Genomic DNA, 22,471 nt, shown 5'->3' on the forward strand with positions numbered 1-22,471 from the left:
CCTTCGAGGGAATGGCGACGCCGACGACGTCTCGGCCAAGATGACGCCATGGTTTCCGGATTCGGCCCCGCGCTCCGGGGCTGGCGCGAACGACGGCGGCTTTCCCAGCTGGAGCTGGCGATCCGGGCCGGGACCACGCAACGGCACGTGAGTTTCCTGGAAGGCGGCCGGTCGATCCCCGGCCGCGGCCTGGTGCTGCGGGTCGCCGAATCGCTCGAACTGCCCCTGCGTGAACGCAACGGCCTGCTGCTCGCCGCCGGATTCGCCCCCGGTTTCCCCGAAACCGAATTGGACGATCCGAGCCTGCGGCCGGTCCTCGACGGTATGCGGCGGCTGCTCGACGGGCACCGGCCGTATCCGGCCATCGTGGTCGACCGCTACGGCGTGCTCGTCGCCCGCAACGACGCGCTCGACCTGCTGTTCGAGGACGTGGCACCGGAGCTGCTGGAGGAGCCGGTCAACACCCTGCGGCTCGCGCTGCATCCGAAGGGGATGGCGCCGAGGGTGCGCAACCTCGCGGACTGGGCCCGGCACATCCTGGAACGGTTGACGCAGGAGATCGCCCACGCGCCCGACGAACGGCTCACCGCGCTGCTGGCCGAACTCGAAGGTTACGTTCCGGCTCCTGGTCCGCCCGGGCCCGATCACCTCGGCTTCGCGGTGCCGATGCGCCTCTCCACTTCGGCGGGTGAACTGCGGCTGATCACGGCCATCACGACGTTCGCGACCGCGGCCGATGTCACGGTTTCGGAATTGAAACTGGAGACGTTCCTCCCCGCCGACGCCGAGACGGCGGCGATCCTCACCCGCTGACCCAAGCGCCCGCGTGGCCCAGGAACAGCTCCGCGCACGCCCACAGCACGGCCGCGCAGACACTGCCGGGCACGAACCGCCGGTACGGCATCTCGGCGGCACCCGCGATACGCGGCACCACGGTCCGCACCCCGGCCAGGCAACGGCCGGCGATCACGGCCGGGACGCCGTACCGGGTGACGGCCCGCTCCACGCGCTCCCACCGCTCCCGGCCGAACCTCCGCCCGAACCGCGTGGTCCGCAGCCGCGGGCCCAGCCGCCGCCCCTCCAGGAAGGCGATCTGGTCGCCCGCCACGGCGGCGCCGACCGCGACCGTCAACGCCAGCGGCAAGTCGAGCGTGCCGCGTCCGGCGAGGAATCCCATCAACAACAGACTGGACAACGTCGGCAGCACGATTCCCGGCAGCAGCGCGGTTTCCAGGAAGATCAGGGCGCCGCAGACGAAGTAGACGAGCGCGGGCGGCGACTCAAGAAGCGGCCGCAGCAGGCTGTCCACGATGCCTCCCGGCCTTCTGTGGCAACGCCGCGCGGTGCACGAAAGCGGGCGGCAGGTTCGGCCAGACCAGCGGGGTCCGGCCGGTCACCGCGAACCGGTCCCGCAGCGCCGCGGCGAACCGGCGGGCGGGCGTCGTCCAGGCCGCGTGCGCGTAGGCGAACGTCGTGAACCGTCCGTGCGGGGCGAGGGTCTCCGTCACCTGGTCGAGGATCCGCAGCTGCCGTTCACCGGGCATGACCGTCCACGGCAGTCCGGAGACCACGACGTCGGCGGCCTCGTCCACATACGAAAGCAGGTTTTCGGCGGACCCCTCGACGACCTCGACGTCCCCGTGCCGGGACCGCAGTTCCCGCGCCAGCCGCGGATTGATCTCGACCGCGATCAGCCGCGCGCCCGGCGGCAGGCGGCGGACGACGGCCCCGGTGAACACACCGGTCCCGGGGCCGAGCTCGACGACGAGCCTGGCGCTTTCCAGGCCGAGGCCCGCGGTCATGGCCTCCGCGAGTTTCGGGGAGCTGGCCGCGACGGCCCCGGTCAGGACGGGATGGCGGAGGAATTCCCTGGTGATCGACATGTTCCCGACGCTAGGAACGGGTTTCGTGGCTCCGCGTCGGCTTCGCCGGCCGATTCCGTCCTCCCGTGGGAGGACCCCGGGAGTACCCCAGGACGACGCGCTCCCGTGCCGGGCCGGGTTACGTTCGAACGGTGCAAAGGCTGCTCGACCGGCTCCGCGCCCACCCGTGGGTGACCGACCTTCCCCTGTACGCGTGGTTCGTCTTCCTCGCACCGACAGGATCGTCGTCGGCCCCCAAGGCCGTCCTGCTGGTGCCGTACCTCTTCCTCGTGCCGCTGCTCTGGCGGCGGCGTCACCCCGAGATCGTCGCGGTGCTGATCGTCGCCGGGGTGACCGCGCAGTACACGACGGAGCTCTGGGCCTACGACCGCGGCCGGGGCGAACTGGCGATGGCCGTCGCGCTCTACACGCTGGTCCGCGCGGGGAACCGCCGCTTCGCCGCGGTGATCGCCGCCGCGATCGTCGCCCTCGACGTCACGTGGGGTCTCGCCTGGGGAGTCACCACCGAACAGGGCACTTGGCTCGCCATCGGCGCGACGATCCCGTTGCACGTCGCCGCTTGGGCGCTCGGCGAGTTCTTCCGTGCGCGGCAACGGCTTTCGGCGGAGCAAGCGACGAAGGCGGAGCTGGCCGCGTCCGAACAGGAGGCCCGCGCCCGGGCCGCCGTCGCCGAGGAACGCACCCGCATCGCCCGCGAACTGCACGACGTCCTCGCGCACAGCGTGAGCGTCATCGTGATCAACGCCGAGGGCGCGAAACTCATGCGCGACAAGGATCCCGAGGTCGTCGACCGGACACTCGACACGATCGGCAAGGCCGGCCGCGACGCGCTCGCCGAGCTGCGCCGTCTGCTGGAAGTCCTCCATGCCGGTGAAGCCGCCCGAAGCCCGCAGCCGACCGTCGCGGAGCTTCGCGACCTTGTCGCGCAGGTCAGCGCGAGCGGACGGGACGTGGATCTCCAGGTCACCGGGGACGCCGAGGGGTTGCCGCCGAGCGCCGCGCTGCAGGCGTACCGCATCGTCCAGGAGTCGCTGACCAACATGATCAAACACGCGCCGGGGGACGCGAGCGGCCAGGTCGAGATCGATTTCGGCCAGGGCGGCCACCGCCGGAACGTCCGGATCGAGGTGACGAACACGGGCGGGAGCGAACCGATCGCGCCGCGGCTCCCGTCGTCCGGCCGGGGGATCGCCGGCATGACCCAGCGCGTCGAGATGTTCCACGGCACCCTCGACACCGGACCGACCCGCGACGGTGGCTACCGGGTCGCCGCGAATCTGGTGGTGGAGGCGGGATGACGGCGGTGAAGGTGCTGATCTGCGACGACCAGGAACTGGTCCGGGTCGGGATGGGGATGATCGTCACCAGCCAGGACGACCTGACCGTCGCGGGCGAAGCCACCAACGGCGCCGAAGCGGTCGAGGCCGCCGAGAAGCTGCGGCCGGACCTGGTCCTGATGGACGTCCGGATGCCCGTGCTCGACGGCGTCGCGGCGACCGAGCGGATCTGCCGGTCGCTTCCGGACACCCGGGTCCTGATGATCACCACGTTCGACCTCGACGAGTACGCGTATGCCGCGTTGCGTGCCGGTGCCAGTGGTTTCCTCGTCAAGGACGCGCCCGCCGACGAAATCCTCGTGGCGATCCGAGGTGTCCTCCGCGGCGATTCGATGGTCTCCCCCTCGGTGACGAAACGGCTGCTCGACCGCTACCTGGCCGACGAACGGGACGCCGCTGAGAGCTCGCGGCTCGAAACGCTGACCGAACGCGAGAAGGACGTCCTTTCGCTCATCGCGCGCGGCCTGACGAACTCCGAGATCGCCGCGAAGCTCTACATCGGGGAGACGACCGTGAAGACCCACGTCGGCCGGATCCTCGCGAAGCTCTCGCTGCGCGACCGTGTGCACGCGGTCGTGTTCGCCTACGAAAGCGGTTTGGTTCGCGCGGGCGGTTGAGCACGGTGGCATGCTGATGTCATGCGCACTTCCGCCGTCGTCGCGTTCGCTTCCCTGTCCTTGCTGGTCACGGCCTGTTCCGGGGCGTCGAGCGAGACGGTGCAGAGCGCGCCGCCGGTCACCTCGAAGCCCGCGGTGTCGAAGCTGAAGGTCGAGCAGGTGACGGCCGGGCTCGAACACGGCTGGGACGTCGGATTCCTGCCGGACGGGAAGATCCTCGTCACCCAGCGCCCAGGGAAGCTGGCCCTGATCGAGGGTGGCGCGAAGCGTGACGTCGCCGCGGACTTCTCCGACGTCCACGTACGCGGCGAAGGCGGTCTGATGGGGATGGTGATCAGCAAGGACTTCGCGACGTCACGCGAGTTCATCACCTGCCAGACCCACAAGGAAGGCGACAAGGCCGTCGACATCCGGCTGGTCACCTGGCGGCTTTCGGACGACGGCGCCAGCGCCACGAAGGTCAAGGACCTGCTGACCGGGCTGCCGGTGAACCCCAGCGGCAGGCATTCCGGCTGCCGTCCCGCGTTCGGCGCGGACGGCGCGCTCCTCGTCGGCACCGGCGACACCGCCCGCCCGCAGCACCCGCAGGACCGGACGAGCCTCGGCGGCAAGGTGCTGCGCGTCGACGCGAAGACCGGGAACGCGTTGCCGGACAACCCGTTCGCGAAATCCGCGAACCCGAACGAACAGCGCGTGTTCACCTACGGGCACCGCAACGTCCAAGGCGTCACGGTCCGCCCTGGCACCGGGCAGGTGTTCACCGCGGAACACGGGCCGACCATCGACGACGAGGTCAACCTGGAGACCGCGGGCGGGAACTACGGCTGGGACCCGTCCAAGGGCGGCACCGAGACCAGCTACGACGAAAGCGTCCCGATGACGGACAAGCAGCGCTTCCCGGACGCCGTCAGTCCTTTGTGGACGACCGGCGAGATCACCGAGGCGATCTGCGGCGCCGAGTTCCTCACCGGCTCGCAGTGGGGAGCGCTCGAAGGTTCGCTCGCCGTGACGGCGCTGAAGGGACAGAAACTCCTGCTGTTCCGCCTCGACGACGCCGGCAAGGTCACCGAAGTGACGCTGCCGCCGGAGTTCGACGACAAGTTCGGCAGGCTGCGCGCCGTCCGCAGCGGTCCGGACGGCGCCCTCTACATCACCACTTCGGAAGGCCAGGACGACAAACTGCTGAAGGTCACGCCCGGCGCTTAACGGCCGAGGTGCGCGCCGCCGTTGACGTGGACGACCTGCCCGGTGACGTGCCGCGCCTCCGGGCTCGCCAGGAAGGCGACCACTGCGGCGACGTCCGCGGGCTCGCCGGCGCGTTTGGTCAGCGTGTTGCCGATCAGCCACGCCCGGCGCTCGTCGGAGAGCTTGCCCTGGAAGAACTCGGTGTCGCCGACCAGCCCGGGCGCGACGATGTTCGCGGTGATCCCGCGCGGCCCGAATTCCCTTGCCACGTCGACGTTCCACGCCTCCAGCGCGGCCTTGGCGGCACCGTAGGAACCCGCCCCGGTGCGCGCGGCGATCGAGCCGATGGTGACGATCCGCGCCCCGTCGGCGAACCTTTCCCGCAAGGCACGGGTGACCAGGACGGCGGTGAAGACGTTCGCGTCGAGATTCGCCTGCCAGTTCGCGGCGAACGACTTCAGGTCTTCGGCCTGCCCGCCGCGGAAGTCGGTGTTCCCGCCCGCGTTGTTGACCAGGACGTCGACGCGCTCCGGCAGGTCGGCCAGTGCGCGTTCCACCGCCTCCGGATCGGCCGCGTCGAACGGGACCGGGTGCACGCCGAGCAACGTGGCGGCCTCGGTGAGGACCTGCTCACGACGGCCGGTGATCGTCACCCGATCACCTCGCGCGGCGAAGGCCGCCGCGACCGCGTAGCCGATTCCCGTTCCGCCGCCGGTGACCACTACTTCCCTGTTCTGCCCCATGTCTCCAGCATAGGGACCACTAGGCTGCCCGCATGACGAAGATCGACCCGGCGACGACGGCCCTCGTTCTGATCGACCTCCAGACCCGGATCGTCGCGCTGGAGACCGTGCCGATCGAAGGCACTGAAGTCGTAGCGAACGCCGTCCTGCTGCGAGACGCCTTCAGCGCGGCCGGCTCGCCGGTCGTCCACGTGCGGGCACATCGGCCGGACGTCGACGAGCAGCCGCCCGGCAGCGAACTGGTCGCCGAACTGACTCCCCGCGAAGGCGAGCACCTGGTCACCAAGAACACGATCGGCGCGTTCTACCGCACCGGACTCGACGAACTCCTGCGCGGGCTCGGCGTGAAGACGCTGGTGCTCGCCGGGATCGCCACCGAGTACGGCGTCGAATCGACGCTGCGGGCCGCGATCGACCACGCCTACGAGACCATCGCCGTTTCGGACGCGATGGCGGGTATCGCCGCGATCTCCCACGAATCGGCGATCACGAAGGTGTTCCCGCGGCTGGGCGAAGTGCTCACGACCGCCGAAACCGCCGCGGCGCTGGGCTGAACCATGATCGACAAAATCGCTTTGCTGTATTTCCACGACGGCCGTGTCCTCGGCGCCCGCTCGCGCGGGAAATCGGTGTTCTACCTGCCCGGCGGCAAACGCGAACCCGGCGAAACCGACGCCGAGACCCTGGTCCGCGAAATCCGCGAGGAACTGAACGTCGAGATCGATCCGGCGACGATCGAGCCCGCCGGCTCGTTCGAGGCCCAAGCCGACGGGCACCCGTCAGGGCTCGTGGTCCGGACGACCTGCTATCTCGCCGAATTCAGCGGAACACCCACGGCCAGCAGCGAAATCGAGGAAATCGCGTGGCTGGGCCACGAGGACAGGGACCGGCTCTCCGCGGTGGGCAAGCTCATCTTCGACCACCTGCGGGAGACCGGCCTCCTGCGCTGACCGCTACTTCTTGAGGTCGTCCAGGCACAGCACCCGCGACTGCGGGAGCGTGCCGCCCGGCCGCTGCCACTGGATCTTCTCGTCGGTCGACGGCACCTGGGTGCACACCGTGCTGCCGTCGATGAGGAAGGTCGCGCTCTTTTCGATGGCGAGGACCTTGTACCGCGCTGTCGCGCAGTCCTCCTTCGTGAGCTTCTTCGCGCCGACGACGCCGTCGGGGAGGCAGTCACCGACGACCGGCGCCCGTTCGCCCGGGTTCTTCAGGTCTTCCAGGCAGAGCAGGGTGCCGTCGGTGGCCCCCCTCTTTCCTTGGAAGAAGTACGCGTCGGTCGTCGGGTAGTCCTCGCATTCGGACCCGCCCGAGAGCCTGAGCCCGATTTCCGACTTGTTCTCCTGTTTTCCGACGACTTTGAAGTTCGCGTCCGGAGTTCCGCATTCGGTGCTCTTGACGCTGTCCGCGTTGTCGACACTGCCCTTGAGGCAAGCGCCGACCTCGGTGCTCGACGCCGTGAACGGATTCGCCACGAAGAACGCGATCAGGGCGACGACACCGAAGATGCCCAAGCGGATGACCGGCTTCAGCCACGTTCTCTTCTTCTGCGGCACCATCTGTTCGACGGCGGGCGCGGGAAAGTTCTCCACGGTTGTTCCCCCAGTTGGATGATCTCTATGGGGGACCTAGCGCTCACCACCCGGGAAACGTTACTGCCGCGCGACGCAGGTCTCAGTGCAGCCGCAGCTTGGGCTTGTGCTCCAAATTGGACAGACCGTTCCACGCCAGGTTGACCAGATGCGCGGCGACCTCGTCGCGTTTCGGTTTCCGGGCGTCGAGCCACCACTGCCCGGTGAGCGCCACCATCCCGACGAGCGCCTGCGCGTACAGCGCGGCCAGCTTCTCGTCGTAACCCCGTGCGGCGAACTGCTGCGCGAGGATGTGCTCGACCTGGCTGGCGATGTCGTTCAGCACCGTCGAGAACGTGCCCGTCGAACTCGCGACCGGCGAATCCCGCACCAGGATGCGGAAGCCGTCGTGCGAGTCTTCGACGTAGGAGAGCAGCGCGATCGCCGCCTGCTCCAGCATCACCCTCGGGTGTCCACCGTGGAGGGTGGAGACCATCCGGTCGAGCAGCAGCTGCGTCTCTCGGTCGACGACGACGGCGTAGATGCCTTCCTTGCCGCCGAAGTGCTCGTACACCACCGGTTTGGAGACGTTCGCGCGGTGCGCGATCTCCTCGATGGACGTTCCTTCGAAACCCTTCTCCGCGAAAAGGGCCCTGGCGACGTTGAGCAGCTGCTGTCTGCGCTCGGTCCCCGTCATCCGCACCCGGGCCACCGGAGCGACAGGACGCGCCCCGGTGACCGCTTCACGTTTGGTCCGCCTTCTCCCCGCCATCGCAGAAGACTAACGCGACCTCGCTATTTGCTTTCAGCGGCGATGCGCGCGAGGCGCTGCGGGGTCGGCCAGCGCACGTCGTAGGCCCAGCCGAACTTCTCGAAGATCCAAATGAGACGCGCGGAAAGGTCGATCTGGCCGCGCTGCACCCCGTGCCGCGCGGAGGTCGGGTCGGCGTGGTGCAGGTTGTGCCACGACTCGCCGAAGGAGAAGATCGCCAGCGGCCAGAAGTTTGCCGATTTGTCGCGGGCGGCGAACGGGCGCTCGCCGATCATGTGGCAGACCGAGTTGACCGACCAGGTCACGTGGTGCAGCACGCAGACCCGCACCAGCCCGGCCCAGAAGAACGCGGTCACCGCACCCCAGAACGACCAGGTGATCAGTCCGCCCAGGATCGCGGGCAGCACCAGGGTGAGCAGGCTCCACAGCCAGAACAGGTCGTCGACCTTCTTGATGGCCGGGTCCTTCACCAGGTCCGGCGCGAACCGCTCCGCGTTGGTCTGGTCGCGATCGAACAGCCAGCCCATGTGCGCGTGCCAGAACCCCTTGGCGATGGCGAGCGGCGAGGTGCCGAACAGCCACGGCGAATGCGGGTCGCCGTCGCGGTCGGAGAAGGCGTGGTGGCGCCGGTGGTCGGCGACCCAGGTGATCACGGGGCCCTGGACGGCCATGCTGCCGGCGATCGCCATCGCGACGCGCAGCCACGGCTTGGCCTTGAACGAGCCGTGCGTGAAGTAGCGGTGGTAGGAGACGGTGATTCCGAGGCCGCTGATCGCGTAGAAGACCACGAACAGGCCGACGTCGACCCAGGTCAGTCCCCAGCCCCAAGCGAATGGGACGGCCACGAGCAGCGCGGCGAGCGGGAAGATGACCCCGAGGTAGACCGAGAGCTGCACGGCGCCCGATCGTTGTCCGTCGATTACCGGTTTGGGGCCCTTCGCGGGCTTCTGGGAACGGTCGAGGGTAGCCGTCATGCAGTCACTTCTTTTCTACGCGCAACCCTGAGGGTTTCCCTAAGGGTGACCTTACCTACGATGCCGTAAGTTACGGTACAGGAGGTTTGGTCCCCTGTGGAGTGCCCGCGACGGTGACGCCACCCCCGGGCGCACGTGGACGTCCCCGACATGGCTATCCTGACCAGGATCGATCCGCCGTAGTGTAATCGGCAGCACTTCAGATTTTGGTTCTGACAGTTCAGGTTCGAATCCTGGCGGCGGAGCAGACGAACAGATGACCAGCGGCGTTTTCAACGGTGGGGGTGTGTGCGGCTGACCGAGGACGCGACGACCAGTGGCAGGCGGCCGGCGCTTGCGGAGATGTCCGACGCCTGGCTCTACGGTCGCGCGCGCGAACTCGGTGCGGCCATACAGCGTGTCAGCTTCGCCGAGCAGCTGGACATCGTCACCAGCCTCGACGAGCTCCTCGACGAGACGCAGCGCCGCGGCGAACCGCTCCTGGTCGCCCAGCTGCTGCGGTACTCGGCGATGGCCAGGCTGGTCACCCGCGGTCTCGCCGCCGAAGCAGAGCCCAGGCTCGACGAGATGCTCGCGCACACCCGGCGGCACGGTCTCGCGCTGATGCGGGCCGACGCGCACGCCATGCGCGGCCGGCGGCTCGTGATCGCCAAACAGGAGGACGCCGCCCTCACCGAGATCGCCAGGGCATTGGCCATCCTCGACGACTCCGCGGTCCCGGACCGCCAGGTCGGCAGGCGCAACTGGGACCGGATGCTGTCCACGACCCTGGTCGACTGCTGGCTGGTGCTGAACCAGCTGGGCGTCTACGAGGCGGCCGAGGAGGCCATCGCCCGCGCCGCGCAGGCGATCCGCGACAGCGCCAGCCCGCACGAGATCGCACTCCAGCTGATCAACCGGGTCAAGATGCTGCTGGGCTGGGGCCTGCGTCTCGAACGCATCGAGCGGTACGACGAAGGGGCGGACAAGTTCCGAACCGCGGCGTCGATGGCCCAGGCCGCCGAAGGCCCGTTCACCGAATCGCTGTTCCCTCGCAAGGCCGGGGTGCCGGCGATCGACCAGGTCGGCGTACTCGCCGCCGCGGCCGCGCTGGCGTCGCCCGATTCGTCGCATATCGAGCGGCTGACCTCGCTGCTGCATCCGGAACTGGTGTTCCCGCACGAACGCGAGATCATCGCCATCGCGCTGGCCCGCTGCCTGGACAACGACGGCCGCCGCGAGGACGCGCTGCAGGTGCTCAAAGAGGTCCGGGAGGACAACGAAGAGGGCTCGCTGCCGTCGATGCGGTTGAACCTCGCCCGCGAGCTGGCCAGGCTCGACACCACGCCGGACTACGCGTCCGGGGCGAGCCAGTCGCTGATCGACTACGCGACCATCCTGGAAACCGAGATGTGGTCGCTGCGGGAATCGCAGATCGCCACGCTCAACGCGCGGCGGGAGCACGAGCGGCTCTCCGCCGAGCACGGCGCCATCACCCAGCAGGCCCTGCAGGACCCGCTCACCGGGTTGCCGAACCGGCGCGCGCTCGACGAAAAGCTGCGTTCGCTGGCGTCGTCCGCCGACGCCCAGCCGCTCGCGGTGGCGCTGGTCGACCTCGACGGCTTCAAGGACGTCAACGACAAGCAGTCGCACGCCGAAGGTGACAACGTGCTCCGTGTCATCGCGAGCACGCTGCGTGACGCCCTGCGCGGGGACGACGTCGTCGCCCGCTACGGCGGAGACGAGTTCATCGTGCTTCTACCTGGGGCTCCGGCGTCCGCGGCGAAACAGGCGCTGGGTCGTTCTGTGAATGCCGTCGCATCTCTGCCGCACCATCTTTCGCACGGCGTCACCCTCTCCGTCGGCCTTGTGTCGCTCCGCCCGCAGGAACGGGCCGAACAGGTCCTCGCACGCGCCGATGCGGCCATGTACCAGGCGAAACGCGGCGGCGGCAACCAGGTTTCGTCGGTGAACTCGATGGCCATCGATCCGGTGACCGGATGGCCCGGCGAGGATGCTCCGACCGACCCCGCGTGGGACGCCGAGCAGCCCACGTAGGATCAATGCCCGACAACCACCGTTGGTGAAATGTTGGGAGTGCCGTGACCGGCCCGCTGAGCACGTTGATCCTCGCCGCGGGTGAGGGCACCCGCATGCGCTCGTCCACCCCGAAGGTGCTGCACCCGATCGCCGGCCGCCCGTTGGTCGAGCACGCGGTGCGGGCCGCCGCGGGACTGAACCCGGAGCACCTGGTCGTCGTCATCGGCCACGGTCGCGACTCGGTCGGCGCCCGGCTGGCGAACGTCGGCGAGGCGCTCGGCCGCGAGGTCGTCACGGCCGTCCAGGAAGAGCAGAAGGGCACCGGCCACGCCGTCTCGTGCGCGCTCTCGGCGCTGCCCGCCGGGCTGACCGGCACCGTCGTCGTCAGCTACGGCGACGTCCCGCTGCTCGACACCGAAACGCTCGCTTCCCTGGTCGCGGAGCACACCTCCACCGGAAACGCGGTCACCGTGCTGACCGCGGTCGTCGAGAACCCGACCGGTTACGGCCGGATCATCCGCGACGAGAACGGCGTCGTCACCTCGATCGTCGAGCAGAAGGACGCCACCCCCGAGCAGCACGAAATCGCCGAAATCAATTCCGGCGTGTACGCCTTCGACGCCTCGGTCCTGGTCGACGGGCTTTCGAAGCTTTCGACCGACAACGCCCAGGGCGAGCTCTACCTCACCGACGTCCTCGGCATCGCCCGCGGCGACGGCAAGGGTGTCGGCGCGCTGGTCATCGACGACCCGTGGGTGACTGAAGGCGTCAACGACCGCGTGCAGCTCTCCGTCCTCGGCGCCGAACTGAACCGCCGGATCGTCCGCGGCTGGCAGCGGGCGGGTGTCACCGTCGTCGACCCGGCGAGCACTTGGATCGACGCGGGCGTGACCTTGTCGCGCGACGTCGTCATCGAACCCGGCGTCCAGCTGAAGGGCTCGACGTCGGTTGGCGAGGGTTCGCAGATCGGGCCGGACAGCACCTTGGAGAACGTCTCCGTCGGCGCGGGCGCGTCGGTGGTGCGGACGCACGGTTCCGATTCGGAACTGGGCGACGGCGTGAAGGTCGGTCCGTTCACCTACCTGCGTCCCGGCTCCAAACTGGGGACCAAGGGCAAACTCGGCGCTTTCGTCGAGACGAAGAACGCCGACATCGGCGCCGGCACGAAGGTCCCGCACCTGACCTACGTCGGCGACGCGACCATCGGCGAGAACAGCAACATCGGGTGTTCCAGCGTCTTCGTCAACTACGACGGCGTGAACAAGCATCACACCACGATCGGCTCCCATGTGCGGCTCGGCGCGGACAACACGTTCGTCGCCCCGGTGACCATCGGCGATGGCGCTTACAGTGGGGCAGGCACCGTGATCAGGCAAGACGTGCCCCCGGGCGCGCTCGCCGTGTCCACCGGGCCGCAGCGCAACATCGAAGACTGGGTGTCCCGGCGCAGGCCGGGCACACCCGCGGCGGAAGCAGCTTCCGCCGCGAAGCAGGACACCACCGCCGTGTCCGATTCAGATAAGGGAAACGACGGGGAGTCGCCAGCATGAGCTCGAAGTCCGGAACACCGAAGAAGAACCTGATGCTGTTCTCCGGGCGCGCGCACCCGGAGCTCGCGGAAGAGGTGGCCAAGCACCTCAACGTGTCGGTCGTCCCGCAGACCGCGCACAATTTCGCCAACGGGGAGATCTTCGTCCGGTTCAACGAATCGGTGCGCGGGACCGACGCGTTCGTGATCCAGAGCCACCCGGCGCCCATCAACGAATGGGTGATGGAGCAGCTGATCATGGTGGACGCCCTCAAGCGCGCGAGCGCCAAGCGGATCACCGTGATCATGCCGTTCTACCCGTACGCGCGGCAGGACAAGAAGCACAAGGGCCGCGAGCCGATCTCCGCGCGCCTGATCGCGGACCTGTTCAAGACCGCCGGCGCCGACCGGATCATGACGGTCGACCTGCACACCGCGCAGATCCAGGGCTTCTTCGACGGTCCCGTCGACCACCTGCTCGCGCAGAACGTGCTGGCCGCGCACATCAACAAGACCTACCAGGACGAGAACATCACCGTCGTCTCGCCGGACTCGGGCCGGGTGCGGCTCGCCGAGAAGTGGGCGGCGCAGCTGGGTGACCGGCCGATCGCCTTCATCCACAAGACCCGCGACCCGGACAAGCCGAACCAGGCCGTCGCCAACCGTGTCGTCGGCAAGGTCCGCGGTCAGCTGTGCGTGCTGATCGACGACATGATCGACACCGGTGGCACGATCGTGAAGGCCACCGAGGCCCTGCTCGACGAAGGCGCGGCCGACGTCGTCATCGCCTCGACCCACGGCATCCTGTCCGACCCCGCCACCGAGCGGCTGTCGAACTGCAAGGCGCGCGAGGTGATCGTCACCAACACGCTGCCGATCCCGGAGGAGAAGCGGTTCCCCGGGCTGACCGTGCTGTCCATCGCGCCGCTGCTGGCGCAGGCGATCCAGCAGGTCTTCGAGGACGGGTCGGTCACGTCCCTCTTCGACGGCAACGCCTGATCCCCGACGAAGCAAGGGACCTTTGCTACCACTCTCTTTCGGAGAGTGAGAGCAAAGGTCCCTTGCTTCGTTTTCGGCTCCTCGCGAAACGGCGCGCGCCCGGCCTCCCCGCGTGGCTAGGTTTCCGGCATGGGGAAATTCAAGTTCGGCGTGAACCTGTGGGGCGCCGAGAACCGCGAAAACTGGGTCGCGAAGTGCCGCCGCGTCGAGGCACTCGGATACGACGTCATCTCCGTGCCGGATCACCTCGGCTCAGGACGGAACTCGCCTTTCCCGGCGCTGACCATGGCCGCCGCGGTGACGGAACGGCCCCGCGTCGGCACTCTCGTCTCCAACGTGCCCTTCTACAACTTCGCGCTCTTCGCGCGCGACGTCGTCACGACGGTGAAGATGACCGGCGATCGGCTGGACCTCGGTCTCGGCTCCGGTCACATGAAATCGGAATTCGACGAGGCCGGCCTGCCGTGGATCCCGGCCAAGGAACGTATCGAGTACCTCACCAAGGGCCTTGACCACCTGCGCGAACACTTCGCCGCCGAAGGGATCACGTCCCCTCCGCTGCTCCTCGCGGGCAACAGCGACGGCGTGCTCTCCCTCGCCGCCCGCGAAGCCGACATCGCCGGCTTCGCGGGCCTTCGTCAAGCACCGGGAAAGCCGCCGGGAACCTTCCGGCTCGACGACGCCGAACGCATGGACGAGCGCGTCGCCTTCTTCCGTTCACACACGAACGGCCGGGATCCCGAACTGAACATGCTCGTCCAGCGGGTCGTGGTCACGGACGACCGGCGCGCGGCCGCCGAGTCCTGGCGCGAAGAGCTGAAGGACCAGGACAGCCTCGACGTCGACGCCGTGCTCGAAACACCCCAGTTGCTGTTCGGGACCACCGACGAGATGGTCCGGCAGCTCCAAGAGCGCCGCGAAAGGTACGGCTTCTCCTACATCACGGTGTTCGAGCCGATGCTGGAAACGTTCGCGCCGGTCGTCAAGGAACTGTCCGGTCAGTAAGCGACGCAGAAACGCTGACGGCGGCGCTCCGGCTTGTCGATCTCGTCGACGAACGCGATCGCGTAGTCGGCGCCGCTGATCTTCGACCCACCGTTCTCATCGGTCAGCAGCACGTCATCGCCGAGCCGGAACTCGCCGGTCCGCTCGCCCTCGGCCCACGCGCCGAACTCCGCGGCCGGGCTGAGGTAGAACCAGTCGACGTCCTCGGGAAGCTTCCGGAACGCCTCCAGCACCTCGGCGTGCGCACCGGCCTCGCCCTTGTACTCGTCCGGGAACTCGGGGGTGTCGATCAGGCGCGGACCGTCTTCGGCCACCTTCAGGCTGCCGGCCCCGCCGACGACGCCGATCCGCGCTCCGTTGTCTTTCGCGACCTGGGCGATCGAGGGCACCGCTTCGAGCAGACCGCTCTGCCCGTGAACCGCGATGACCAGGACATCCGCGCCCTTGGCGACGTCGGCCAGGAAAGCCTCGTCGTAGAGCGAGCCCGCCCGGGTGCCCTCGCCTTCCGCGTTCCTCGACACCACCAGGACCTCGTGACCGCGGCCGCGCGCCTCCGCGGCGATCTTTCCGCCCGCGTACCCGGTTCCTCCGAACACAACCAACTTCGCCATCGCGTTTCTCCCTTTTCATCGGCGACCACGCCGATGCTAAGAACGCGAGATCGGCTACTTCAACGTATGCAACGCACCCGGAGGTGAGTGTGCAGGTCAGCCACCCAGCGCGGCGAACTCGGACTTGAGCTTCTCGCGGACGGCGTTGACGTCGAGCGCCGCCCGGACCTCGCCGCGCGCCGAAGGCTTCGCCTGCACCTGATAGCTGGCGTTCCGATTCGGCAACTTGAATTTGACCTCGCAGGTCATGCTCGTCGTGGCGCCGGGTGCCGCGTCGGCGTTCGCCGTGCAGCTCTGCGCGCCGAGGGATTGCGCGGTGAAATCGACGGTCAGCGTCAAATGCACGGGCGCCCCGCTCACACCACCGATGACGGTGTTGGCCACGTCGATGGTCGCCCGGCAGGTTCCGACGAAATCCGTGCAGTCCAGCTTGTCGTTGACGACGCTGACGCTCACCTGGGCGAGTGCGTCGAACGGCTGCCCGATTCCCCCGATCGCGCCGTCCAGATCGGTCTGGAGTTTCTTCAGCGCGTCCCCGGCGAGCGGTTCGACCCGCATCTCGGCGCCGAGCGTCTTACCGCCTGCCGCGGCGACCAGGGAAGGCGCGAAGCTGACGACTCGATGCGGCGCGGCGGTGGTCACGCGCAGTGCCCCGAGGCCGCTCCCGACGTCGTAGACCTCGGTCCCGTCGGGCAACTTCGACCGGACCGGATCGGTCAGCGGGTCCATCGCGGACACCGCGGTCCTCAACGTCGACGCGGCCTTGCGCGGGCTGAGCACCTCGACGGCGTTCACCGGCAGGTCCGAGCCGTCCGTACGGACCCAGTTGGCGCCGTACTGCTCGCTGTTGCCGAGCCCGTGCGCCTTCCAGTACTCCGGCGTCGCCGAGAGGTACAGCTGCTTGTCGGCGGAAATGATCTGGATCGGCTGACCGTCGACCGGGAGGGTCCCCTGCGCGCTGCCGTTACGAGTGATCCGGAACTGCAGTTCGGCGGGTTTGCCCGAAGCATCCTTGATTGTCGACTTGTAGACGACGGCGGGCGCCTGCTCAAGCGCCTTCAACGCGCTCTCGACAGCGCCGCGCTGCTCGGCGCGCCTGTCCACCCGCTGTTGCTCGGCGGGCGAGATCCCGGCCGCCCCGTCGATGGCGACGTCGCAACCCGCCAGGAGGCAGCACAAGGCGGCGATCGCGCCGATCCTCGACCGTCGTGCCGCCATTCCGCCCCCTTGTCTCGAGTGCGAGGAGATCACACCTTAGAAAAGGGGTCACGCACCACCGCATCCGCGGGTTCCCGAAGCAGCTGTCACCGACTTGTCACCTGAACGAGCCACCCGGCGGGACCCCGGCACGACCGCTTGGTCTACACTTTCCCGGTCTCGGCGAGGCGGGTTCCGTGAGCACCTGGTGCCCGACGTGATCGACGCGGCGGCTTGAGTGGCCACACGCGGTCGAGCACGCCTGTGGAATTCGCCGCCGAACACCCGAACCGCCCGAACCATCCCCACCTCAGCATGCTTTCGCTGAACATGTTGGTGAATTGAAGGAGTGCTACACCGTGTCCGAGGTAACCCTGTCCGTCGAGCCCCGCACCGAATTCGGCAAGGGTGCCGCGCGTCGCACGCGTCGCGCCGGCAAGATCCCCGCGGTGCTGTACGGGCACGGCTCGGACCCGCGCCACTACGCCCTGCCCGCGCTCGAGTTCGCCCGCGTCGTGCGTGAGAACGGCAGCAACGCCGTCATCACCCTCGAGCTCGAGGGCAAGAGCGAGCTGGCGCTGACGAAGACCATCGTCGTCCACCCGCTGAAGAACTACATCGAGCACGTCGACCTGCTGGTCGTCCGCCGCGGCGAGAAGGTCACCGTCGACGTCCCCGTCGTCGTCACCGGCACCGCGGGCCCAGGCACCCTGGTCACCACCGACCTCGACACCCTTCAGGTCGAGGTCGAGGCGCTGCACATCCCCGAGCAGGTCGAGGTCTCGGTCGAGGGCGTCGAAGCCGGCACCCAGATCCTCGCCTCGCAGGTCACCCTGCCGCAGGGCGCCACCCTGGTCACCGACGCCGAGGCGCTGGTCGTCGCCGTGAACGAGGCGCCGTCCGAGTCCTCGCTCGAGGGCGAAGAGGCCGAGGCTGCGGAGACCCCCGCCGAGGACGCCGAATAAAGTCACCGGTGTGACCGAAGCAGTACTTCCCGGGGCCGGCGAGCAGATCCTGCTCGCCGGCCTCGGCAATCCCGGCCCCCAATACGCGGGCAACAGGCACAACGTCGGCTTCATGGTGCTCGACGAACTGGCCGGCCGCGTCGGCGGCAAGTTCAAAGCGCACAAGAGCGGCGCCGAAATCCTCGAAGGCAGGCTAGCGGGCCAGCGGGTGGTTTTGGCCAAGCCGCGTTCGTACATGAACCTCTCGGGCGGCCCGGTCGTGGGCGCAGCCCGGTTCTACAAGATCCCCCCGGCCGGTGTCGTGGTCGTCCACGACGAGCTGGACGTCGACTTCGGCGCGATCAAGATGAAGCTGGGCGGCGGCGACAACGGCCACAACGGTCTCCGCTCGATCACCAAATCCCTGGGCACGAAGGATTACTACCGTGTCCGTTTCGGTGTCGGCAGGCCTCCGGGGCGGCAGGATCCGGCCGATTTCGTGCTGAAAGACTTCTCGACGGTCGAACGCAAAGAGCTCGCTTTCGAGATCGATCGTTGCGCCGACGCCGTTGAAGCGCTTATCAGCACTGGTCTCGCGGCGGCCCAGAACACCTTCCACGCTGGGTGAACCCGCTCACATGGCGGTGCGTTACGCCTCGTCACTCGAAGGCGTTTCACCACGCCCCTGATCGAGTCGTGGAATAGGGCGAGCTCTTCCGGGGAACTCTCAAACCCGTTAGGACGGAATGCGGAGATCGCATTCCCCACCGAAACCGGAGAGAGTTTCATGTCGTTTACGGCCGAAGACATCACCGGCGCCACTTTCCCGAACGCCCCGATCGGGCGGCGCGGATACGCCAAACACGAGGTCGACGCGTTCCTGGAACGGATCGCCGACACGCTCTCGGACCGGGACGACCTGACGGCCGCCGAGGTCCACCACGTCATGTTCTCGCGTCCGTTGATCGGGAAGCGCGGCTACGACGAACGCGAAGTCGACGATTTCCTCGACAAGGTCGAGGGGCAACTCGCCCACCGCACCGGCCAGCACGCACTCCACGTGCCCGGCGCCCGAGGAGAAGACGAAGCCACCGCCGAACGCGCCGTTCCGGACCGCGGTCCCATCGAGACCCTCCGGGAGCGCTAGTGCCCGTCACCGCGTTCGAGGCCAGAACCCGGCAGTTCGACAGGGCGCCGATCGGTGCGCGTGGCTACCACGAACCTGCGGTCGACGCCTTCCTCGAACGGGTCGCGGCGACTCTCGACGGCGACGACGACCTGTCGGTTTCGGACGTCCACAACGTGGCGTTCGCCAAAGCGCCGCTCTCGAAACGAGGCTACGACCCGGCAGCCGTCGACGCGTTCCTGCGAGACGTCGAGGGGACGTTGGCCGGGTTGTCCCAGTCTTCCGGCTACTACATAGCGCCCGCACTGGAGCACACCCATAACCGCAAGCCATTGTGGCGACGCCGCTGACCCACGGGAGGTGCCGCGAAAGGGCCGGGCCGCGATACTCGCGGACCCGGCCCTTTCGTCTCAGCTGGTCGCCGCGTTCTTGGCGATCTTGTCCGCGAACTGAACGGCGGTCGCGGCCCGCTTCACCTTGCCCGAGGGTGTCTTCGGCAGGCTCCCCGCAGGGAGCACCACAACAGCGAAAGGCCGCATGTCGACGGCGCCACGCACCTTGGCCGCGACCTCCTTCGCCAGCGCCTTCTCCGTTTCCGGGTCCCCGGCGAGTTTCGATTCGACGACGACCGCGAACCGTTCCCGTCGGCTGCCGGCGTCGAGCCGCACGGCCACGGCGTTCCCCGCGCGCACCCCTTCGACCGAAGTCGCCGCTCGTTCGATGTCGGTCGGATACAGGTTCCGGCCGCCCATGATGATGACGTCCTTACGGCGCCCGCAGATCACGATCATGCCGTCGACCAGGTAACCGAGGTCGCCGGTGAGCAGCCAGCCGTCCTCGTCCTGGGTCGCGAGCGGACCGTCCATGGTCAGGTACCCCGGCGTCACGGCCTCGCCCCGCAGGCGGATCTCCCCGACCTGGCGTTCCCCGAGCACGGTTCCCTTGTCGTCGACGATCTCAGCCTCGAGCCCGTCGAGCGGTGGCCCGAGCACGGCGAAGGACCGGACCTCGTCGGTCCCGCGGCGCGGGTCGCCCTCGGGGACCGGCACCGCGCGGTTATCCGTCTCGAGCGCGTCGGCCTCGACGACGTCCAGCGTCAAGCCGGTGAACAACGGCGCGAACGAAACCGCGAGAGTCGCCTCCGCCATGCCGTACGCCGGGAAGACGCATTCGGCGGGCATCTTGAAGCGCGCCCCTGCATCAACGAACGTCTGCACGGCCGTTTCGTCGATCGGCTCGGCGCCGTTCAACGCGATCCGAAGCTTCGAGAGGTCGTACGCGTTGTCGTCCTCGACGCGGGCCATCCGCCTGCCCACGATCGCGTACGCGAAATTCGGCGCGGCCGTGGTCGTGCCGTTGTACTTGCTGATCAGCTGCGGCCAGATCAACGGTCCGGACAGGAACTCGAGCGGCGTGATCTTGACGAGCTCGACACCGAAGGTCATCGGGACCGTCAGGAAGCCGACCATCCCCATGTCGTGGAAGGTGGGCAGCCACGAGACCATCACGTCGACGTCGAAATCGAACTCGGCCCGATCGACCATCGCCTTGACGTTCGAATACAGGTTTCCGTAGGTGATCTGAACGGCCTTCGGGTCGGCCGTCGACCCGCTGGTCAGTTGCAGGAGCGCCGTATCGGATTCGGCCGTCGGCACGGGCTCCGCCAACGGTTCCGCTTCGAGCAGCTCGGTGATGACCTGGAAGGCGATGCCGTGCTCGGTGAGCACCGGCGCCAGCTGGTCGAACGGCTCACCGAGCAGAACCAGGCCGGAACCGATCATCCGCAGCACGCGAACGGTGTCCTCGGCCCATTCCGCGAGGTCGGTGCGCTGCGTCGGCTGGTGCAGCATCGTCACGCTGCCGCCGGCGAGCCAAACCGCTTGAACCGTCGGCGCGATCAGCGACGGCGCCGCCGCCAGGACCGCGACCGCTTTGCCGGGCTCCAGCCCGGCCGCCACCAGACCCCCGGCGACCCGTTTGGCCTGCTCGTGGATCTCGGCCCAGGTCCGCCGAACCGGCTCCTTGGGCTCCCCGGTGACCATTCCCCGCTGCTGACCTCGCCCCGCCGCGGTGGCGACGAGCGTGTCCACGAACCGACTCATGCGCGTCACACTACTGTCCGCGCTGGAAGACCCGCGCGCCGTCGCGTGAACTCATTCGATCGCTTCGGAGGTCTCGAGCCACTTAGCTTCGACCTCCTCTTTTTCCGTTTCGACAGCCTTCAGTTCGGTGTTCAGCTCGATGAGCTTCGTCGGATCGGTCGCCGCGGCGAGAAGCGCCGCATGCAGCTTCTCTTCCTTCGCGTGCAGCTGGTCGAGCTTGCGTTCGAGACGGGACAGCTCCTTTTGCGCCGCACGCTGCTCCGCGGCGCTCTTCTTGGGTGCGGCGGCCTGCGCGTTGCCCGCCTTCCGGTCACTACCGGCCTTGTCGAGGCTCTTGGCGCGCCGGTCCAGGTACTCCTCGATGCCGCCGGGCAAGTGGGTCACCTGCCCGTCCCCGAACAGGGCCACGATCGTGTCGCAGACGCGTTCCACCAGGTACCGGTCGTGCGAGACGACGACGAGGCTGCCCGGCCAGGAATCCAGCAGGTCTTCGAGCTGCTGCAAAGTGTCGATGTCGAGATCGTTCGTCGGCTCGTCGAGCAACAACACGTTGGGCTCGGCCATCAGAAGCCGGCACAGCTGCAGACGGCGTCGTTCTCCACCGGAAAGGTCCTCGACCGGCGTCCACTGCCTCGCTGCGGGGAACCCCAGCTTCTCGGCGAGCTGCGAAGCCGTGAGCTCCTGCTTGCCGAACACGACCCGGCCGGACACCTCTTCGATCGCCTGCAGCACGCGCAGATCACCCGGCAGGTCGTCGAGTTCCTGCCGCAGGTGCGCGAGGCTGACCGTCTTGCCCTGGATACGTCGCCCCGTCTCGGGTTCCTTGTCGCCGCCGAGCAGCTTGAGGAGCGTGGTCTTGCCCGACCCGTTGACGCCGACGAGACCGACCCGGTCGCCGGGGCCGATCCGCCAGGTGACGTGATCGAGCAGGGTGCGGTCGCCGACGGTCAACGTGGCGTCCTCGATCTCCAGCACGGTCTTGCCCAGCCGCCGACGCGCGAACGCCTGCAACTCGACCGAATCACGCGGCTCCGGCACATCGGAGATCAGCGCCTCAGCCGCCTCTACGCGGTAACGCGGCTTCGAGGTCCTGGCCTGCGGGCCGCGACGCAGCCACGCGAGCTCCTTACGCGCCAGGTTCTGCCGCTTCTCCTCGGCGGTCGCCGCCAGTCGCGCCCGTTCGGCCCGCGCGAAGATCCAGTCCGCGTACCCGCCTTCGTACTGCTCGACGCGGCCGTTGGTGACCTCCCAGGTCAGGCTCGCAACCGTGTCGAGGAACCACCGGTCGTGCGTGACGACCACGACCGCGATCTTGCGGTTCAGCAGGTGATCCGCGAGCCAGCGGACGCCTTCGACGTCCAGGTGGTTGGTCGGCTCGTCGAGGACCACGAGGTCCAGTTCACCGGTGAGAGCGGCCGCCAGCGCCACCCGGCGGCGTTCGCCACCGGACAGGTTCGCGGTTTCCTTTTCGACGCCGAGAGCGGTGATCCCCAGACCGTCCATAATGGACCGGACACGCGCGTCAGCGGCCCACTCGTGTTCCGCGCCGTAACGTTCCAGCACGACATCGCCGACAGTGCTGCCGGCGGGCAGCTCGGTCCGCTGGGTGACCACGGCCATCCGCAAGCCACGGACCTGACTGACCCGTCCCGTATCCGGCTCGCTGATCCCCGCGAGCACCTCCAGCAGCGTCGTCTTCCCACCCCCGTTGAGACCGACGACACCGATACGCTGCCCCTCCGCCACACCGAGCGAAACACCGTCGAGCAGCGGGCGCACCCCGAAGGACTTGCTCACCGACTCCAGGTTGACCAAGTTGGCCATGCCTCAGCCGATCCTTTCCGAAAAGCTTGCACCA

The 22,471-nt window shown here is 68.3% G+C and carries 24 protein-coding genes and 1 tRNA gene; 15 read left to right on the forward strand and 10 right to left on the reverse strand.

Features of this window, described 5'->3' with window-relative positions:
- The first annotated feature begins 48 nt into the window (after window positions 1–48).
- Window positions 49–813 carry a helix-turn-helix transcriptional regulator gene (locus tag AB8M46_RS06025; protein ID WP_038508252.1) on the forward strand — a complete coding sequence of 255 codons (765 nt, stop codon included), beginning with the start codon at window positions 49–51 and terminating at the stop codon, window positions 811–813.
- Here AB8M46_RS06025 and AB8M46_RS06030 read toward each other — a convergent pair.
- Complete coding sequence (locus tag AB8M46_RS06030) at window positions 803–1,309, reverse strand: DedA family protein (RefSeq protein WP_394359761.1); 507 nt, start codon at window positions 1,307–1,309, stop codon at window positions 803–805. The genes AB8M46_RS06025 and AB8M46_RS06030 overlap by 11 nt on opposite strands.
- Window positions 1,281–1,883: a class I SAM-dependent methyltransferase gene (locus AB8M46_RS06035; protein WP_394359762.1), complete on the reverse strand. Its 603-nt coding sequence runs from the start codon at window positions 1,881–1,883 to the stop codon at window positions 1,281–1,283. Before AB8M46_RS06035 ends, AB8M46_RS06030 begins: the two co-directional genes overlap by 29 nt.
- 131 nt (window positions 1,884–2,014) lie before the next feature.
- Between AB8M46_RS06035 and AB8M46_RS06040 the strand changes: the two genes are divergently transcribed.
- Genes AB8M46_RS06040 through AB8M46_RS06050 form a run of 3 tightly spaced genes read left to right on the forward strand, consistent with a single transcriptional unit; the run spans window position 2,015 to window position 5,043 of the window.
- Window positions 2,015–3,181 carry a sensor histidine kinase gene (locus tag AB8M46_RS06040; RefSeq protein WP_394359763.1) on the forward strand — a complete coding sequence of 389 codons (1,167 nt, stop codon included), beginning with the start codon at window positions 2,015–2,017 and terminating at the stop codon, window positions 3,179–3,181.
- Entirely contained in the window at window positions 3,178–3,837 is a 660-nt protein-coding gene (locus AB8M46_RS06045) for a response regulator (RefSeq protein ID WP_394359764.1), read from the forward strand. The genes AB8M46_RS06040 and AB8M46_RS06045 overlap by 4 nt, the downstream gene beginning before the upstream one ends.
- 21 nt (window positions 3,838–3,858) lie before the next feature.
- Window positions 3,859–5,043 carry a PQQ-dependent sugar dehydrogenase gene (locus AB8M46_RS06050; RefSeq protein WP_394359765.1) on the forward strand — a complete coding sequence of 395 codons (1,185 nt, stop codon included), beginning with the start codon at window positions 3,859–3,861 and terminating at the stop codon, window positions 5,041–5,043.
- Here the strand turns inward: AB8M46_RS06050 and AB8M46_RS06055 are convergent.
- Window positions 5,040–5,765 (reverse strand): SDR family NAD(P)-dependent oxidoreductase, encoded by a 726-nt coding sequence (locus AB8M46_RS06055; RefSeq protein ID WP_394359766.1) that lies wholly within the window; start codon window positions 5,763–5,765, stop codon window positions 5,040–5,042. The two genes, AB8M46_RS06050 and AB8M46_RS06055, sit on opposite strands and share 4 nt — an antisense overlap.
- 32 nt (window positions 5,766–5,797) lie before the next feature.
- Here AB8M46_RS06055 and AB8M46_RS06060 point away from each other — a divergent pair, with 32 nt between their 5' ends.
- Both AB8M46_RS06060 and AB8M46_RS06065 read left to right on the forward strand, forming a co-directional pair.
- Window positions 5,798–6,319 (forward strand): isochorismatase family protein, encoded by a 522-nt coding sequence (locus AB8M46_RS06060; protein ID WP_394359767.1) that lies wholly within the window; start codon window positions 5,798–5,800, stop codon window positions 6,317–6,319.
- Window positions 6,320–6,322: 3 nt separating this feature from the next.
- On the forward strand, window positions 6,323–6,715 hold the full coding sequence (locus AB8M46_RS06065; protein ID WP_394359768.1) for an NUDIX domain-containing protein: 393 nt from the start codon (window positions 6,323–6,325) through the stop codon (window positions 6,713–6,715).
- A 3-nt stretch (window positions 6,716–6,718) separates the two neighbouring features.
- Here the strand turns inward: AB8M46_RS06065 and AB8M46_RS06070 are convergent, their stop codons facing one another.
- The 3 genes from AB8M46_RS06070 to AB8M46_RS06080 form a co-directional block, all read right to left on the reverse strand.
- Entirely contained in the window at window positions 6,719–7,357 is a 639-nt protein-coding gene (locus tag AB8M46_RS06070) for a hypothetical protein (protein WP_394359769.1), read from the reverse strand.
- A gap of 82 nt (window positions 7,358–7,439) precedes the next feature.
- Window positions 7,440–8,033 carry a TetR/AcrR family transcriptional regulator gene (locus tag AB8M46_RS06075; protein ID WP_037342446.1) on the reverse strand — a complete coding sequence of 198 codons (594 nt, stop codon included), beginning with the start codon at window positions 8,031–8,033 and terminating at the stop codon, window positions 7,440–7,442.
- 98 nt (window positions 8,034–8,131) lie between these two features.
- Entirely contained in the window at window positions 8,132–9,082 is a 951-nt protein-coding gene (locus tag AB8M46_RS06080; RefSeq protein WP_037340653.1) for a fatty acid desaturase, read from the reverse strand.
- Between the two features lie 173 nt (window positions 9,083–9,255).
- Between AB8M46_RS06080 and AB8M46_RS06085 the strand changes: the two genes are divergently transcribed.
- The 5 genes from AB8M46_RS06085 to AB8M46_RS06105 all read left to right on the forward strand — a co-directional run bounded on the left by AB8M46_RS06085 (window position 9,256) and on the right by AB8M46_RS06105 (window position 14,633).
- Window positions 9,256–9,327, forward strand: a tRNA-Gln gene (locus AB8M46_RS06085).
- Between the two features lie 43 nt (window positions 9,328–9,370).
- Window positions 9,371–11,119, forward strand: coding sequence for a diguanylate cyclase (locus AB8M46_RS06090; RefSeq protein WP_037340650.1), 1,749 nt, complete (start codon window positions 9,371–9,373; stop codon window positions 11,117–11,119).
- A gap of 44 nt (window positions 11,120–11,163) precedes the next feature.
- The gene (gene glmU, locus AB8M46_RS06095) at window positions 11,164–12,651 is read left to right on the forward strand and encodes a bifunctional UDP-N-acetylglucosamine diphosphorylase/glucosamine-1-phosphate N-acetyltransferase GlmU (protein ID WP_037340648.1); all 1,488 of its coding nucleotides are present in this window, start codon (window positions 11,164–11,166) and stop codon (window positions 12,649–12,651) included.
- Window positions 12,648–13,628 carry a ribose-phosphate diphosphokinase gene (locus AB8M46_RS06100; RefSeq protein ID WP_037340645.1) on the forward strand — a complete coding sequence of 327 codons (981 nt, stop codon included), beginning with the start codon at window positions 12,648–12,650 and terminating at the stop codon, window positions 13,626–13,628. Before glmU ends, AB8M46_RS06100 begins: the two co-directional genes overlap by 4 nt.
- Window positions 13,629–13,757: 129 nt before the next feature.
- Complete coding sequence (locus AB8M46_RS06105; RefSeq protein ID WP_394359770.1) at window positions 13,758–14,633, forward strand: TIGR03621 family F420-dependent LLM class oxidoreductase; 876 nt, start codon at window positions 13,758–13,760, stop codon at window positions 14,631–14,633.
- Here AB8M46_RS06105 and AB8M46_RS06110 read toward each other — a convergent pair.
- Together AB8M46_RS06110 and AB8M46_RS06115 are read right to left on the reverse strand one after the other, a co-directional pair.
- The gene (locus AB8M46_RS06110; RefSeq protein ID WP_037340641.1) at window positions 14,627–15,244 is read right to left on the reverse strand and encodes an NAD(P)-dependent oxidoreductase; all 618 of its coding nucleotides are present in this window, start codon (window positions 15,242–15,244) and stop codon (window positions 14,627–14,629) included. The genes AB8M46_RS06105 and AB8M46_RS06110 overlap by 7 nt on opposite strands.
- A 96-nt stretch (window positions 15,245–15,340) precedes the next feature.
- Window positions 15,341–16,462, reverse strand: coding sequence for a hypothetical protein (locus AB8M46_RS06115; RefSeq protein ID WP_394359771.1), 1,122 nt, complete (start codon window positions 16,460–16,462; stop codon window positions 15,341–15,343).
- Between the two features lie 338 nt (window positions 16,463–16,800).
- Between AB8M46_RS06115 and AB8M46_RS06120 the strand changes: the two genes are divergently transcribed.
- From AB8M46_RS06120 to AB8M46_RS06135, 4 genes are all read left to right on the forward strand, one after another.
- Window positions 16,801–17,406, forward strand: a complete 606-nt coding sequence (locus AB8M46_RS06120) for a 50S ribosomal protein L25/general stress protein Ctc (protein ID WP_037340639.1) — start codon at window positions 16,801–16,803, stop codon at window positions 17,404–17,406.
- 10 nt (window positions 17,407–17,416) lie between these two features.
- Window positions 17,417–18,013: an aminoacyl-tRNA hydrolase gene (pth, locus tag AB8M46_RS06125; protein WP_350591751.1), complete on the forward strand. Its 597-nt coding sequence runs from the start codon at window positions 17,417–17,419 to the stop codon at window positions 18,011–18,013.
- Window positions 18,014–18,172: 159 nt separating this feature from the next.
- On the forward strand, window positions 18,173–18,532 hold the full coding sequence (locus AB8M46_RS06130; RefSeq protein ID WP_037340635.1) for a DivIVA domain-containing protein: 360 nt from the start codon (window positions 18,173–18,175) through the stop codon (window positions 18,530–18,532).
- On the forward strand, window positions 18,532–18,861 hold the full coding sequence (locus tag AB8M46_RS06135) for a DivIVA domain-containing protein (RefSeq protein WP_038508226.1): 330 nt from the start codon (window positions 18,532–18,534) through the stop codon (window positions 18,859–18,861). The genes AB8M46_RS06130 and AB8M46_RS06135 overlap by 1 nt, the downstream gene beginning before the upstream one ends.
- 60 nt (window positions 18,862–18,921) lie before the next feature.
- Here the strand turns inward: AB8M46_RS06135 and AB8M46_RS06140 are convergent, their stop codons facing one another.
- Entirely contained in the window at window positions 18,922–20,613 is a 1,692-nt protein-coding gene (locus tag AB8M46_RS06140; RefSeq protein WP_394359772.1) for a fatty acyl-AMP ligase, read from the reverse strand.
- A 51-nt stretch (window positions 20,614–20,664) separates the two neighbouring features.
- On the reverse strand, window positions 20,665–22,437 hold the full coding sequence (locus AB8M46_RS06145; protein WP_394359773.1) for an ABC-F family ATP-binding cassette domain-containing protein: 1,773 nt from the start codon (window positions 22,435–22,437) through the stop codon (window positions 20,665–20,667).
- Window positions 22,438–22,471 lie beyond the last annotated feature (34 nt).

The organism is Amycolatopsis sp. SB7-3, assembly GCF_041021335.1.
Classification (GTDB): domain Bacteria; phylum Actinomycetota; class Actinomycetes; order Mycobacteriales; family Pseudonocardiaceae; genus Amycolatopsis; species Amycolatopsis japonica.